This window comes from Flavobacterium tegetincola DSM 22377 (assembly GCF_000425485.1).
Taxonomy (GTDB): domain Bacteria; phylum Bacteroidota; class Bacteroidia; order Flavobacteriales; family Flavobacteriaceae; genus Flavobacterium; species Flavobacterium tegetincola.
This window is the reverse complement of the sequence record NZ_KE384383.1, coordinates 231,607-248,922: the sequence shown is the minus strand read 5'-3', so window position 1 is coordinate 248,922 and position 17,316 is coordinate 231,607. Positions and strand designations below refer to the sequence as shown.

Sequence of the window (17,316 nt, the reverse complement as noted above, 5' to 3'; positions counted from 1 at the left end):
ATTTCTAAAATTCCAGGCGCTTTTTAAAAATCTGAGCTTTGATTTGTAAGTATTCTTAACATTTAAATTTTTACCTTTACACTATAAATTGGCTTGCACTATGAAAATTATCAAATACGTATTTCTTTTATTACTCTTAGCACTTGTAGGAATTTCCGTTTACATAGCCACTCAAAATGGCGAGTATACCATAAAGCGTTCTACCTTTATTAAAGTACCAAAAGAAGTTGTATTTAATTACATTAACGATTATCGAAATTGGGACCAATGGATGGATTTAGAAGCAAACCAAGCAGACGTAAAATTTTCTTTTCCCGATAATACCGTTGGGCAAGGAAGTTCTTTATCTTGGAAAAAAAGTGATGGTTTTGGTTCCATTCAATCACTTTTTGTAAAGGAAAACGACAGTATCGCACAGAAATTAAGTATAGACGGACAAGTTTCCAAATCTACTTTAACTCTAAAAGATTCCATCGGCGGAACGCAATTAAATTGGACGGTTACAGGTAGTGCTGATTTTACTACAAAAATCAAAGCCGCATTTAACGGTGGTGTTGAACAGTTTAAAGCAAAAATGTTTCAAAACAGCTTGAACAATGTAAATGCAATCATAACCAAGGAAATTAGTAGTTTTTCTACCCAAGTTATTGGAATTGCAACTATTGAAGGCGGATTTTACGTCAAACAAAGTGCTACGGTAAAGTTGCGCGACATGAATTCTAAAATCACGCCTATGCTACAAAAGATGAGCACCTTCTTTAAAAATGCAAATTTACAGATGAACGGTAAGCCATTTGTAATTTATGAAAGCAGCGATAATGCCAATGGAACTATAACTTTTTCCGTTTGTGGTCCATTGAAGGAAGAAATTTTTGTATCTAATCCTAGTGACGTAAGTATTGCTAAATTACAACCCTTCAAAGCATTAAAAACGGTCTTGAAAGGCGATTATTCGCATAGAGCAGAAGCAGTGAAGAAAGCTCTTGCCTATATTTCTGAAAATAAAATTGATCGAAATACCGCTTTAAAATACATGGATATCTATACCGTAAATGCTTCCGATGAAAAAAGTCCATCCAAATGGGTAACCGAAGTTTTAATTCCTATTGAATCCATTGTGGTAGAAGAACCTATTTTAATTCCACAACCAGCAGCTGTTATCCAGCCCTAAGCTTGAATTTTCAAATGATAAAGAATCTGTTGCAGCTTAAATAGGATCCAAACCTTTCATTGTTAAGAATCCCGAAAAGTAGTTTACAACCAAGCACTTTTTGTTATATTTGCTATTATATCAAAAACGTATAAAATGAATAAAAATCTAATTGCCTTTGTAAGCTTCTTTTTCATTGTAGCTGCATTTGGACAAACAAAACAACTTACGCTAGAAGACGGTGTTTTACAACAATACCGCGCTTTTCGCCCCGATCAAGTATTGGGATTCCAGTGGATTCCAGAAACTAATAAATTTGTCTACTTCGAAGAACTAGGTCGGAAGTTGATGATTGCTGATCCTTCCAATACCAAAGGAACCGAACTGGTTTCACTTTCAGAATTAAATGCTGCTCTAAAAACAGAGTTCAGAAGTTTTTGGGGAATCGAATGGAAAGATGCTTCCACCCTTATTTTATCAGATGGTGCAAATTTCTACAATTATACTATTTCTACTAAAAAAGGAGGATTAATTGCTACAACTCCTGATGCTGCTGCAGGCCAAACGTTGAATAGCTCAAAGGATTTAGTTGCTTTTACCGAAGCCAATAACCTTTATTTTATGGACAAGAACAATGCTAAAGTTGCCGTAACTTCGGAAACCAATGCTGGAATTGTTTCGGGTCAAACCTATGCACGAAGTGAATTCGGAATTACGCAAGGTATTTTCTGGTCTCCAAAGTCTACTTATTTGGCTTTTTACCAAAAAGATGAAACAGAAGTTGCTGATTATCCTCTGCTTGATATTACGGAAACTCCTGCAAAATTAATGAATATTAAATACCCAATGATTGGTCAGAAAAGTGAAAAACCAAGAGTGGGAATTTATAATTTATCTACAAAACAAACCGTTTTTATTACTCCAAAAGGAGCCGTTGACGCTTATTTAACCAATTTATCTTGGTCTCCAGATGAAAAATATGTGTTGATAGCCGAAGTAAATCGCGAGCAAAACAACATGTCCTTAAATCTGTACGATGCAAAAACAGGTACTTTTGTCCGCACTTTGCTGAATGAAAAAAACGATCGTTGGGTAGAACCTGAGAAACCGGCATTCTTCCCAAGTCAAACTTCAAATAATTTTGTGTGGTTTAGTGAAAAAGATGGTTTTCAAAACTTGTACTACTACTCTATCGAGGGAAAATTATTGAAACAATTGACTTCAAATAAATTTGTAACACAAGCAATTTTAGGAGCCAACACCAAAGGAACCGAAATTTATTTCCAAGCAACGGGTCCAAACGGAACCAACAGTTTAGCCTACAAAGTGGATTTAAAAGGAAAACAATCATTACTTACTAAAAATGACGGAACGCATACTGTAGCGGTAAACCACGATGGAAGTTATTTCTTTGATGAATATTCCAATCATACCACGCCTTCCAAATCGCTTTTAGTAGATGCCAAATTAAAGGAAACCGTTTTAGTCGAAAGTAGCAACAAATACAAAGACTACCAAATGGGAACTGCAGAAATTAAAACCATTAAATCTGCAGATGGAACAACCGATTTAGTAACACGCTTGATTAAGCCATCCAATTTTGATGCAACTAAAAAATACCCAGTTTTAGTCTATGTTTATGGAGGACCACATGCTCAATTAATAACCAATTCTTATTTAGACGGTGCCAGTTTATGGATGTACTGGATGGCTGAACAAGGTTATTTAGTTTTCACGGTAGATAACCGCGGTTCAGATAACAGAGGCTTTGCCTTTGAAAGCATCATTCACGGACGCCTAGGTATAAGTGAAATAGACGACCAAATTAAAGGTGTAGATTATTTAAAATCGCTTCCTTACGTAGACGGAAATCGTTTGGCAGTGCACGGATGGAGTTATGGTGGCTTCATGACTACCTCTTTAATGTTGAGAAAACCAGGCACATTTACCACAGGCGTTGCAGGTGGACCGGTAACGGATTGGAAATATTATGAAGCAATGTATGGCGAACGCTACATGGATACTCCAGCTGAAAATCAGAAAGGTTTTGACGAAGCAAACACGCTAAATTACGTAAAAAATCTAGAAGGAAAATTACTCCTAATTCACGGAACAGTAGATGATGTAGTAGTTATGCAACACAATATGGCTTTAATAAAAAAGTTCATCGAAGCCGAAAAGCAAGTGGATTTTTTCCCTTATCCAATGCACAAACATAACGTAGGCGGAAAAGACCGCGTACATTTGATGCGAAAAGTGCTTCAATATGTAATTGACAATAATAAATAAAACCTGCTTTTAAATGGTTTTCAAAAGTCCTAGTTTCGAAAGAAATTGGGACTTTTTTTATGCAATTACATTTTTCAGGAACGGATGGCTCGGGCATTATCAGGTTCTGCAATTCCTGCTATCCTTCCATCCCGAAGAAAAATCGGGATTCCCTCCTATCAGGGTTAGATCGGTTTCTATAAGATCTATTTGTAATCTTCCGCTTTATATTAAAACATAAATCTAGTATTGTAACATTTACACCTAGCGCGTTAAAAACGTCTTAAACGTAAAAATCAACTGCTATTTAATGCTTAATTTCAATAAAAATTAAAAAAAAATCATGAAAAAACAGACCATTTTAATAACAGGAGCAGGATCAGGATTAGCAAAAGGAACTGCTATTGGCTTAGCCAAAGAAGGCCATAAGGTTATTGCAGGAATCCATACTTTTGAACAAAAATCACGCTTTCTAGAAGACATCAAAGGAAAAGAGTACGAAAAAAATATCGAATTAATAAAATTAGATATTTTGGATTTTATTGATTGTGAAAAAGCACAAAAATACGACATCGACATTCTTGTCAATAATGCTGGTATTGGCCATACTGGACCACTTGCCGAAATTCCCGTAGATTATTTAAGAGAGGTAATGGAAACCAACGCCTTCTCTACTCTAGAATTTTCGCAGCCTTTTATTAAAAAAATGGTCAAACGCGGCAGCGGAAAAATAGTCTTTCTATCCTCAATTGCAGGTGTAACCACAAGTGCTTTCTTGGGTCCATATAATGCCTCCAAACATGCGCTTGAAGCCATTGCACAATGTCTGCGTGACGAGTTGCAACCATTTGGAGTAACTGTGGCAACCATAAATCCTGGACCTTTTGATACTGGATTTAACGACCGTATGTATGATACGTACAAACAATGGTTTGACGAAGATGAAAATTTCACTTCCAAAAAAGACTTGGAAAAAGCGGCTACAAAGATGGCAGAAAATCAGTTTGATCCACAGGAAATGATTGACAAAATGGTAGAGGTAATTCCGCAGAAAGAACATAAATTCCGTACCGTGTGTCCAGAAAAAATGGTCCAAATGTGTCAAGATTATCAAAACCGACAATATGAGATTGAAACAGATACAATTGATAAATCTAAGAAATAAGATTGATCATAAATAAAGAAAGTCCCCATTTCTGCCGAAATGGGGACTTTTTATTTTAAGCAATATGAATTTTAATTGCTACGCTTTTAAGATTTGACGATTAATAGTACAGTCGTAATTTTTGACTTAAAAATAATGCAACAACTTTTTAATTGCAAACAATGTAATTATAAGCCTAAAAAAAGCCTCTATGTAAGAGGCTTTAATCACTATATTTTAATTTAACTTTACGACTTAATCAATTTTTTTGTCATCGTACTACCATTTGCACTTGTAACCTTCATAAAATAAGTTCCTGCTGCTAAAGCACTCACATTAATGTTCTGAGTCTGATTTGTTTTTAAAACTTCCTGACCCGTTACATTGTATATTGAAACCTGTGTAATCTGCGTTTCATTTGGAGCCGAAACAGATAGTACATTTTGTGCTGGATTAGGATAAACGGAAACGTTTTGTTCCTGAAAAGGAGTCGTACTTAAAGAAGTTGAACTAATTACAAAATTGTCATAGTAAGCATCATTTCCGTAATTGTTATGCAACATATTGAAACCCAAAACATCAAGTTGTGTATAATTAGCAACTGTGTTCTGCAATACATTATTTACATAATATTTAATTTCTGTAGCAGAAAGTTCAATTTTGATATTTACCCATACGTTTGGTGTCCATTCTGCTGCAGCATAATCAAAACCATAACTCGAATTTTTGATTGTATAGATAAAACCTCTATTTTCAATTCCCACTCCAGCAACAGGTACAAATATATCATCTGCATCCACAGCATAAAGGACAAGTTCAAAATCAGCACCGTTTTTAGCGGAAGCTTTCACGTCATATGAAAATGTCAAATTGGTATGATCAAGTGGAGTTGCAAACGTTTTTACGGCTCCAAAAATCGGGAAAAATTGATCCCCAAATGAAGGTTCATTTGCGTTCTTAAATGAAAATGATCCGTTTGAACTTTCCGAATTTGTAATCACTTGATTTTGGATAAATCCAGTGCTACCTTCTGTAACCTCCCATCCATTTTGTAAGTGAATACTTCCCAATACAAATCCTTCTGCAGCTTCAAACGAAATTGTCTCTTGCGCAAATCCAAATGAGGAAATGGCTGACAACAATAAAATGTAAATTTTCTTCATGATTTTTTTTTAAAATTAATCGTAAAGCTACTGCTTCTAATAAGAACTGAAAAATTAGAGCGTATTAAATTAAAGCCAATTTTATACCTCAGAATTTATCACGGTTAAAGCGTCAATCCCACTTTACTGTAGCGGATTGAAAATTAAGCAAATAGATTTTTACTGATGTAGTTTCGCGGTACCTTCATTAATTTATATTTTGTTTTATAGATAAAATATAGGCTTAATTCATTTGCAAGTCAAAACAAAACGTATAACTAACTAATAATTATATACAATTTAAAGAAATAAAATTTGCTATCCTTATTCTGCTTTACTGTTAGCTCTATTTCACTTTTTATTTGAGCTCGCAGCCTTAACTATCCTAATTAAAATCATTTAAAAAAAATACCTCCTAGAAAGAAATGCATCTTTAGGAGGTATTGTAGATCTATTTGGCGTTTATTATTTTTTATTGCTTTTAACCAACTTCTTAAAAACTGTTATGAATCATATTTTTTTTTATACAGTAAATTCCAAAAGCTACAGCTGCAATTAAGAGTAATGGCATATAATCTTTAATTGGCACAAGAATTCCTGAAGCTGCAGATACTTTACTAGGTATACAAAAATCATCCCCAAATTGACCATTTACTCCGCAAAACGATGTAAAAGTCAACACACACAATATTAAATTGGTACTGTGTTTACTTATCATCTGCCAAACGAGTTGAGTCAATAATAGATACATTTTGCGTTTCATTAAAATAGATAAAATTGTTACACAAAACTATACTATAAAATAGAAATCGCTAAATAAATGGTGCGAATGGCAGAACTTTGTATATGAATGGTAATTTATAAGGTAATGTTAGTATTTCTAGAGCACGGAATTTCAAAGTTTCTGATAAAAACCGATGAGCTCGTTTTCGAAGTGATTTTTGTTTGATTCACTATAAAAGAGCGATGAATGCGTATAAAGTCCTTGGATTTAATTTCGTCAAAAAACGTATTCAAGGATTGCCTAATGGTGTTTTTCCTATTTAATTATCTACTCTGATTTTTGAAATCTACCAGTTCAATAGAAGAAAATACTCCCAGAGAGACTTTTACTTTTTGGGAGTAGAATCAATTTATTTGGCGTATCATTTTTTTTTCTTGACCTACTTCTTATAGACGATTCTCAGCCTTATTTTTTTTTATAAAAAATATTGGTAAAGCCGCAGCACCGAAAATAAATACTGGAAGTTGTTCCTTAATTACAACTGTTACTCCTCAATCACATAGTCTTTCGTCTAAATTTTCTTATTAATTTTCTTTGTTCGCAGATGCGATGCCACTGAAAATAAAACTAAAATCTAAAGTGGAGGAATACGTTGCTTTTTCATAAGAATTATATTATAATTAATTTTGACATGCGAACTCTTTTTAAAGATTTACACGGTTGCAAAATAGATCATAGTTTGTTTGATTTAAATTTTATAAACAATGTTGATGTCCAAGTAAAACACTCCAATTTAAAATGATAACTTCATTTTCAAGTAATGATCAACTTCTAAATTTTAGTTAATACGTAGTTTGAACTTTTGTCAAATAAGAATGAAAACTTGGTCTACTGCCTGTTAATATAAAAACACTTGACAGATTGCTCTAACAAGTGTTTTTATTACATTTAAAAAAATTTATATAAAATCAAACTACAGTAGATTACGCATTTTATTAATCTTTAATCACTTTTTTTACCGTTACATGGTCTTTACTATCTGTAATTCTAATCATGTACGTTCCTGTTGGTAAGCTTGACACATTGATTTGATTTTGAGTGGACCATAAAACTTTTTGCCCTTGCATGTTCAATAATTCTACCGATTTAACTTCAAGTGATGAAATAATGGTAAAGACGTCTTTTGTAGGATTGGGGTATATCGTTATTACATTTACTACTCTACTATCATTGATTTCTATCGAATTAGTGCCTGAATCAGCATCGTCGTTCTTTTCTACAAAAGATTGATTACTAGCCATCATACATTTTTCAACAACTAGCGTAACTTTTTTATTAGTGAAATTAGTTTCACAACCATTACTGTTAACAATTTTAGTAATCTCAACAACCAATCCGTTATTTGATAAATTTAATACAGGCGTTTGAAAACTAAATATCCCAGTAGCAGTAGAAATTCCTGCTTGTGTTTGCAATGGTTGGTTACCCACTTTGTAGGTCGCAGTATTTTTTGCGTTTAAAACCAGACCTGATAATACAATATTTGTAGCATTTCCTTGACAAACAGGTGCAGCGGTAATGGCAGACAACGTGGGCTTGGCATTAATAATGAGTGTCACTTTTTTATTAATGAAATTAGTTTGGCAACCATTACTGTTTACGATTTTAGTAATCTCAACTACTACGCCATTCGATGCCACAGTAAGTATTGGAGTTTGAAAATTAAATGTACCTGTTGCTGATGCAGTTCCGCTAACACTTAAAATTGGTCCATTATTCAATTTGTAAAAAGCAGTGCCTGCTGCATTTGGTAATAATCCAGATAATACAATATTTGTAGTACTTCCAGCACATACTGGCGCTGCAGTTACTGAAGTTAAAGTAGGTTTTGGAGTAACTACTAATGTTACTTTTTTATTTGTAAAGTTAGTTTCGCAGCCACTTACGGTTGACATTTTGGTAATCTCTACAACCAATCCATTTGCAGCTAGATTAAGAACAGGAGTTTGGAAACTAAAAGTTCCTTGTGGAGTTGTAGTGCCGCTGAAGTTTAAAATGGGTCCGTTACCAATCTTATAAAAAGCAGTACCAGCTGCATTTGGTAGTAATCCAGACAAAACAATAAATGTTTTACTTCCAGCACATACTGGCGCTGCAGTCACTGCAGTTAAAGTAGGTTGTGGAGTAATTACCAATGTTACTTTTTTATCTGTAAAAATGGTTTCGCAACCTTGGTAACTAGAAAGTTTAGTGATTTCTACAACTAGACCATTAAATTCTGCCAGTGCTGGAACTGAGAAACTAAAGGTTCCATTGGCATCAGAAGTTCCCTCCTGCGTTTGAGCTTGGGCATTACCCACTTTGAATGTTGCCGTTCCGCTTGCATTTGGAATCAATCCGGACAAAATAATTTCTAATGTACTTCCGACACAAGCTGCTGCAGATGTCACGTTTGCTAAAGTTGGCGTAATGCATGATCCGTTAGAAACTGTAACAGTAACAGCCGTTCTTGAGCTTTCACAACCGCTGACAGTTTGTGAAACATAATAAGTATTAGACGTTAATACAGTAGTAGTTACTAAAGAATTCATTGTATCTAAAGCATCATACCATGTAAGGTTTTCACCAGTGGCCATCAAATCGGCAACGGTAGCGCCACTAATAAATATTTGCGATTGTGCTGTTGGAGCTTGTACCACTGCAGGCTCCGTAATAGTTACAGACGCATTGAAAGAGGAAAAACCAATTGATCCACAGCCATTTGCATCGGCAACTCGTAAAGTATAGGTTCCTGCACTAACTCCTGATAACGTTGCTGAAGTACTGCCATCACTCCACTCATAGGTATAAGGTTGCGTTCCTCCAGAAACTTCAACAGAAGCAGAGCCATTACTAAAACCATTACAAGAAACATTAGTTTGTGAAATAACTTCGACAATTACTTCACTACCTACAAAAATCTGGACACTTGTTCTCTCACTTTCACAACCGTTAACCGTTTGCGAAACATAATATGTATTTGAAGTAACGTTAGCGGTATGAACTAAAACATTACCGCCAGTTGGCGCCAAATACCATTTTAGCATATTACCTGAACCTTGTAAGTTTGCTACTACTGTGCTACTACAATAAACTTGGTTCGGGACAGTAGGTGCACTTGGAATTTCCTTAATTGTTACAAGTACTTCCTTTGGCTCACTTTTACAACCATTGAGTGTTTGTGATACGAAATAGGTACCACTTGCAAGTGTTGAAGTGCTTTCTACAACATCAAAATCATTATTATACCAAATTAAATTTTCGCCTACTGCTTCTAATTGTGCTACTGTTGTGCTGCCACAAAAAGTTTGTGCTTCAGCAAGCGGAACGGGTGTTTCATTTACTGTAACGGCTATGGATTTTGATGCAGAACAACCATTACCGTTAATTACGGTTAAGGTATAAGTTCCGTCCATTTCAATCTCAAGGCTCAATTCATCTGATGCTCCTTCGATTTCTCCACCATTACTAGCTATCCATTGGTAGAGTATATCTGGTGTTACTTGAAAATTAGAAATTACTACTTCTGCTTGTTGGTCACGATTATCTACTGTATACATATTTAGTCCAAACTCGTCACCTGCTTGAAGCGAGATATTAAAGGTGCCGTTTTGTTCTGAGTCATTAAAATTATAACCTGAAAAATTGATAAGCACACCATTTAAATAAAATTGGGGGTAAGCGGTACTAGCTGCATCAGTTGTAGTGTAGTTCCAATTAAAAGAAAGAGTAGCATTGTATGGAAGGGCTAATTTAGCTAAATTAAATCCAGGAGAGGAATTTGAAAGTACGTAGTTAAAATTGCTACTGCTAAGCATAGTAAGATCACTATCATTAAACGTAATAGACCCGTTTGAGTTACCAGCGCTTTGAATCCAATTTTCTCCAGCATAATAATCTACAAAACCATTAGTATTTGAAGTGTTTATTAGGGGTGTTAATACTATGCTTTCAAATGCACATTTAGTTTCTGTATCGTTTGCTGTAATTACAGGTAATTCATTTACCACAATTTCTAAAGTGGTAGTTGTTGCACATTGGCCCTCTGTTGGAGTAAAAGTATAGGTTGTTGTTGCGGAATTGTCCAACTCCGGCGACCAAGTTCCCGTTACATCTTCTTCCGAAGTAGTAGGCAAAGCATCAAGGGTTTCGCCAGCACAAATAGCAACAACAGGTTCGAAGGTTGGCGTAGTTAGTGGGTTCACCACAACATTTACAGCCACCCTATTGGATAATGGCGCACTTTGCTCTACATAATAAGTACCGGTTACCAAAGCATCTGTATTTGTTAATATCGTACTACCGGTTGCGGTTGTAAACCAGTTAACTGTAGCTCCAGCACTTGGTGTAGTTATTAAATATTCTAGCGTCGCTGCATCACAAAAAATTTGTGCAGATTCACTGATTTTATGTATCGTTATTGCCACTCTTACGGTACTTTCTACATTGTCTTGTGTTTGTGAAGCGTAATAAGTTGCACCATCTGTTAATAAGGTGGTTAGTACTATCTCAGTTCCAGCTGCTGCTGTATCATAGAATTTGATATTATCGCCTACTACTTCTAAATCCGCTAAAGTTTTGTCATCGCCAGCAAAGATTTGTAATGAAATGGCGGTGGGAGGTAAAGCTATTGCATCCAATGGGCAGTCTAACCCATTAGGCACATTTCGTTGCACCGTATTTCCTAAACCGAGAACTCCATCTTGATTATAACCCCAAACATTTAAGGTTCCTGCATTTGTAACTGCTGCACTACTTCTGTAGCCTGTATAAATATTCTTCCAATGCGTTGCTGTACCTACTTGAGTAGGCTCGACTTTCGATTTTATATTACCTTGTCCCAATTGTCCAAAATAATTATACCCCCAAGTCCATAAAGTTCCGGAAGTAGTAACTGCTATTGAAAAATCATTCCCTGAACTTATGGATTGCCAATGGGTTTCAGTTCCCACTTGCATAGGTACTTTTGCTTCATATATACTCGGTATTCCTAAAGCTCCATCCGCATTTCTACCCCAAGCCCATAAAGTTCCCGAAGTAGTAAGTGCCAAAGTATGTGAATCAGCAGTAGAAACCATTGACCAATTTGAAGCTGTACCTACTTGGGTAGGGATGTTTTTACTATCTATCCATTCTCCTAAACCTAAATATAATCCATTGTCATTATACCCCCAAGCCCATAAAGTACCGCTAGTTGTGATAGCCATAACATGACCTTGACTTGCAGAAACTGTTTTCCAATGTGTCGCAGTACCTATTTGAGTGGGTGTACTAATCTGAAAGACACTCCCTTGACCTAAAACAAAACTTCCCTCACCCCAAGACCATAAAGTACCCGAAGTTTTAATCGCAATACAATATTCTCCACCTGCTGAAATAAAATTCCAATCGGTTGCTGAACCTATTTGAACTGGAATGTTTCTATTATTACTATCCGCTAAGCCTAGCTGCATATCTGAATTATCACCCCAGCCCCAAAGCGTTCCTGATGTAGTGATGGCTGTGGAAAAATTATTTCCTGCACTTATAAACGCCCAGTTATTATTAATTCCTACCTGAACAGGAATAACACTATTCACTAAATTTCCAATACCCAAACTTCCTGAACTATTAGAACCCCAAGCCCATAAAGTACCATTTTGTGCAATGGCCAAAGTATGTGTTTTACTCATACTAATTTGTTTCCAACAATTTGCTTCAACAGAAGGCGTAACTTCTACTCGAATTTCAACTCTTGCACTTTTACATCCACTGGCATTTGTACTACTTACCCAATACGAAGTTATATTTGGATTGGTTGTACTTGGCAGAGGTGCTGTTGTTGACCCTGCTCCATCAGTTGCGTCAGTAAACCACAACAAGTCTGTACTGCCAGAAACAGCAGTTAATGCAATAGGTATTGAACCTTGCACAATTATCACTGGTGTAACAATTGTTGGTGTTGCAACATCTTCTGTAGCACAAGTGGGACAGTTGACACCTGTTGGAACATTTTTGTTGACAGTATTACCAAGTCCCAACTGTCTTGAACTATTATAGCCCCAGGTAAATAAAGTTCCAGCGGAAGTTACAGCACCTGAAGAAAAAACATTGGTAGATAATGAATCCCAATTGGTATTGTTACCCACTTGAACTGGAGCGTTTTGGTTGGTACTGTTGGCTGTACCGAGCTGTCCGTAATTATTATAACCCCAAGACCATAAAGTCCCCGAGTTGGTAATCGCCATAGTATGAAATAAGCCTGTCGAAACCTCTTTCCAATCGGTTGCTGTACCCACTTGAGTAGGTATATTAACCGAATTTGTGTGTCCTAACCCCAATTTCCCGAACTGGTTTGATCCCCAAGCCCATAAAGTTCCAGAAGTTTTAACGGCTAATGCGAAATCAGATCCTGCATCAATTGTTTTCCAATCGGTATCAGTTCCAATTTGAACTGGTTCATTTACATTAGATGAATTACCTAGTCCTAATCGACCGTCACTACTAGATCCCCATACCCATAAGGTACCTGAAGTAGTCAATGCCAAAGAAAGATTATCTCCAGCTGAAACCGCTTTCCAGTTTGTGGCAGTACCAATTTGAGTGGGTACATAATTAAGTGTACTTGTCAATCCTAATCCATGCCCTAAAGCACCATTAAAACCGCTACCCCAAGACCATAAAGTACCTGTAGATTTAACACCCAAACAATGCGTTTTACCAACCGATACTGATTCCCAGTCTGAGGCCGTACCTACTTGCATGGGATAAAGCGGATTTGTCATCGTACCATTGCCCATCGATCCATTACCTGAACTATATCCGAAAGTCCACAAAGTACCCGACGTGGTTATAGCCATAGTCATATTTTCATTTGCTGAAATCGATTTCCAGTTGTTAGCGGTACCTATTTGAACGGGTAGTGATGAGTTGGTGCCATATCCACTTCCTAAGCCAAACTGAAAATAAGAATTACTTCCCCAACCCCATAAAGTACCATTTTCTGCTATTGCAATGGTGTGTTCAGCACCAAAACTAATTTGTTTCCAACAGCCTGGAGTTGTAAATTCGTTTACCGAAACGATTATTTCAGCACGTTCGCTTTCACAACCGTTTGCATTGGTACTTGAAACCCAATAGGAAATAGTACCTACTGTTGCTGTACTTGGTTTTGGTGCAGTTGTACTACCTGTGCCACCTGTTGCAACTGTATACCACAATAATCCTGTTCCGTCCGCAGTAGCTGTTAAAACAGAGGCTGTATTATTCTGAAAATAACTTACAGGACTCGTAACCGTTGGTACAGAAGGAATCACTACTCCAGAAACAATTGGCGAACCCGCCAACCAGTTGGAGGAAGCTCCATCTAATGTAAAGTTATGCAAAGTACCATTTGCACCCCCAGAAACCGAATTGATTAAGGAAGTTAAACCCGTATTTGAAACACCACCAGTACCTTGATTAAATTTATAGTAGGCTATTAAACCGAATTCATTTCCTTGTAATTCGCATACTCTATAACCATTTAATTGTGCTTGTGTTCGTGCCACATTCCAAATTCGGACGTCATCCATACTCCCATTAAAAGGCACTACCGAAGCATAAGCCCCAATCTGCATCGTATTTCCAGTAGCGGCTTGCACATTGGTATTGGTTGAAACCAAAGCACCATTGATATACAATTTCATCGTGGTCGTAGGTGCATCGTACGTTACGGCAACATGATTCCAAGCATTTAAAAGTACTGTTGCAGGTGCTAAAACATGAGAAAAATTACTCGTATGACCTGCTCGTATTTGATTATCTGAAATCCAAAACACGTCTCCAGCAGAAGACAAAATATTATAGTTACCAGTTATCGCATTTGGCTTTATCATCGCTTCTTTCGTATAAGACGCTCCTGCAGAAATAACACTGCCAATATTCACAAAATCATTTGTGCCATCAAAACTCAAATGAGTAGCAGGTAAGGTTACGGTTACTACCATTTCAGCTCGTGCACTTTCACATCCACCAACACTTGTACTTGAAACCCAATAAGAAGTTACACCAACTGTATCTGTACTTGGCGTTGGTGCTGTTGTACTACCCGTTCCGCCAGTTGCAACCGTGTACCACAACAAGCCTGTTCCGGTAGAAGTTGCAGTTAAAGCCGTTGCCGTAGCTCCTTGAATATATACAGGAGCGGTAAAAGTAGGCACAGCTACAGATTCTATACTCATTGCAATTGCTACGCGATTAGATGTGAAATTTGGATTATACTTTTTTACTTCACTTGCAGTAGTATTATAGGTAGTCACATAAATACTTCCAGATGCATCTATCGAAAGTCCAGTTGGATTACCAGCAATATTAGTAGCTACAACTTGCATACTACTTCCGTCATTATTTATGCTCTTTAAATTACCATTGTGAGTATAATATATAGTACCTAATCGATCAATCCTTAGATTTCTAACTCCATAAAAATTAGATGCTAAAACCGAAACATTACCGGTAGCCAAATTTACCTTTTGCAATTCATCTCCACTCACCACATAAATATTTCCCAAATGATCTAAAGCCATTGCTCTTATACCATTAATAGTAGAAAGAATTTGTTGGACATTACCTCCGTTACTATCCATTTTTTTTATGTTATAATAATAATAAAAATAAATATTGCCCAATTGATCCGAAAAAACACGAGGATAAGATGGATTAGACTCTATTGGAGCGCCTCCAAATTCATAGATTAATTTTCTATTATTTCCTTGACTATCCATTTTTACAATGGCTTTCAACGTAGAATCAAACACATAAATATTACCTAATACATCTACAGTAACATCTAGTGGTCGAATATCGCCTATAACTAGGGTTTCAATTCCATTCGAATCCATTTTTTTAACCGCAAAATTATTCGTATCCGCTACATATACACTTCCAGAAGCATCCACAAATATACCTTCTGGTTTCAAAAATCCAGTCCCTATTGAAGTGGTAGCTGAAGCTATACTTTGCTCTACGTAAAGACTTCCTGTATTTACAGCGTCTGAATTTGTAAGAGGAGTACTATTGGTAGTATTCGAAAACCATTTAGCAGTAGCACTAGTAGAAGGTGTAGCAATCAAATCCGCAACTGAGGTAGTACTACAAAACACCTGTGTGGAGGCACTTATTTTTTTTGCTTTGACAGAAATCCTAGGACTTCGCACGCCTTGAGGAGATTGGCTCACATAATAAGTCGTGTTATCTACTAAAACAGTCGACAAATCTAAAGCGGTTCCTCCAATACTTGTTGAAAACCACTCCAAATTGGTTCCCGTTGCAGTCAAGTTAGCAAGAGTTCCATCACCTTTATAAAGTTGTATAGCTAAAGCCGTAGGAGAAGCTGGAATCGCTGCTGCATTTACTACAACAAGTTCTATTCGATCTGTTTCACAACCTCTGCCATTGATTTCTGAAATCCAGTACGAAGCACTTCCATTTCCAGAAAAGTCAAGCGTGGGTGGCGTTGTTGAACTTGTTCCTCCTGTTGCAGTTGTGTACCACAACAAACTTCCGCTTGAAGCACTTACTACGCTTGCAGCATTTGTTTGACTAAAAATTACGGGAGCACTTAACGTGGGAAGTGATGGCGCATAAATTCCATCCGTAGTGAGAAAGTTAGACGTAAACCCATTCATGGCAAAACCATTAAAAGTCCCGTTATTACTATTAGAAGAAGCATCTATTAAAGAAGTAATACTGGTGTTATCCACATAACCCATACCTTGATTAAAATTATAATAAGCAACAAGACCTGATTCGGATCCTGATAATTCGCAATTTTTTGCAGCACTTATTTCAGAAGCCGAACGTGCAATGTTCCAAATACGAACCTCATCCATGCTACCTGTATAGTTTCTTCCCGTAGCTTGCAAATTTTCTCCTAAAGCAACATTGTAAGCAGAATTATTGATACTACCTGTACCTGAAGCACTCGAATCCTGAACTCCATCAATATAAATAATTGCAGTAGAGCCATTGAAGGTAAATGCCACATGATGCCAATTTCCGTCTATTACTGACGCATTGGAAGTTACAGAGCCAAAAGAAGTACCACCAACCGCAAAGTTAATTTTACCATCACCTGTTAATGCAATTCGCCAACTGTCATCACCTTTTGTAACTAAGGCATCCCATTGTGCAGGTGTTGTATTGGAATTCATCCAAAACTCTACCGTCATTTGATTGGTAAAATCAAAACTAGATTCATTTGACAATGTAACGTAATCGTTAACCCCATCAAAATTCAAATGCGTGGCTGAAGTTGGAGTTACATACGTTCTAAATATCAAATCTTTAGTCAACGAACTCGTATTAAATAAAAGTTCACCACCAAGATAGGAATCTGGAACAATACCAGTCATATAGTGAGGGATATTTTCTTTGAATGTGTACCTCATTTTTCCGTTTGGTGGACCACCACTTATTACTGTTATTACAGCAGAATAAGTAGCACCCGCAACGACAACAGGACCGTTGTTGATCGTAATTCCAACATTACCAGTGGGAACATTTTGTGATATTAGAAATGGTTGGGTTTTTAAAAGTGTTCCTGAAGTTCCTGTACCACTGTAAATTTTTAATTCACAGTGGTAATTATATGCACCCGCATTATAATACCCAAAATCAAATTGCGAAAGTCTTCCTGAAAGTCCCGGTGTAAAAGATTGACCAAAAGTAACTGCATCATCAAGACTACTCCAACCAACAAGATGATCCTGATCCACCATTTGAGAAAAAGAAGTAACTGTTGAAAAAAGGGTTACTAATAAAAATAAGTAGTTTTTTATTTTCATGTCAATATTTTTTATATACCCTACAAAAGTATTTCGAAAGTAGT

5 protein-coding genes and 1 pseudogene are annotated in these 17,316 nt (G+C 36.4%); 3 read left to right on the top strand and 3 right to left on the bottom strand.

Going from position 1 to position 17,316, the window contains the following annotated elements:
* The first annotated feature begins 100 nt into the window (after positions 1 to 100).
* From H602_RS18725 to H602_RS0110750, 3 genes are all read left to right on the top strand, one after another.
* On the top strand, positions 101 to 1,171 hold the full coding sequence (locus H602_RS18725) for a hypothetical protein (protein ID WP_051224395.1): 1,071 nt from the start codon (positions 101 to 103) through the stop codon (positions 1,169 to 1,171).
* 135 nt (positions 1,172 to 1,306) lie between these two features.
* Entirely contained in the window at positions 1,307 to 3,439 is a 2,133-nt protein-coding gene (locus H602_RS0110755; protein ID WP_026977998.1) for a S9 family peptidase, read from the top strand.
* A 322-nt stretch (positions 3,440 to 3,761) separates the two neighbouring features.
* Positions 3,762 to 4,583: an SDR family oxidoreductase gene (locus tag H602_RS0110750; protein WP_026977997.1), complete on the top strand. Its 822-nt coding sequence runs from the start codon at positions 3,762 to 3,764 to the stop codon at positions 4,581 to 4,583.
* 227 nt (positions 4,584 to 4,810) lie between these two features.
* Here H602_RS0110750 and H602_RS0110745 read toward each other — a convergent pair whose 3' ends face one another.
* The 3 genes and pseudogenes from H602_RS0110745 to H602_RS0110735 all read right to left on the bottom strand — a co-directional run bounded on the left by H602_RS0110745 (position 4,811) and on the right by H602_RS0110735 (position 17,272).
* Positions 4,811 to 5,725 (bottom strand): T9SS type A sorting domain-containing protein, encoded by a 915-nt coding sequence (locus tag H602_RS0110745; protein WP_026977996.1) that lies wholly within the window; start codon positions 5,723 to 5,725, stop codon positions 4,811 to 4,813.
* 837 nt (positions 5,726 to 6,562) lie between these two features.
* Positions 6,563 to 6,736, bottom strand: a pseudogene (locus H602_RS20545) (LytTR family transcriptional regulator DNA-binding domain-containing protein); the annotation flags it as partial.
* Between the two features lie 687 nt (positions 6,737 to 7,423).
* The gene (locus H602_RS0110735) at positions 7,424 to 17,272 is read right to left on the bottom strand and encodes an RCC1 domain-containing protein (protein WP_026977994.1); all 9,849 of its coding nucleotides are present in this window, start codon (positions 17,270 to 17,272) and stop codon (positions 7,424 to 7,426) included.
* Between the last annotated feature and the right edge of the window lie 44 nt (positions 17,273 to 17,316).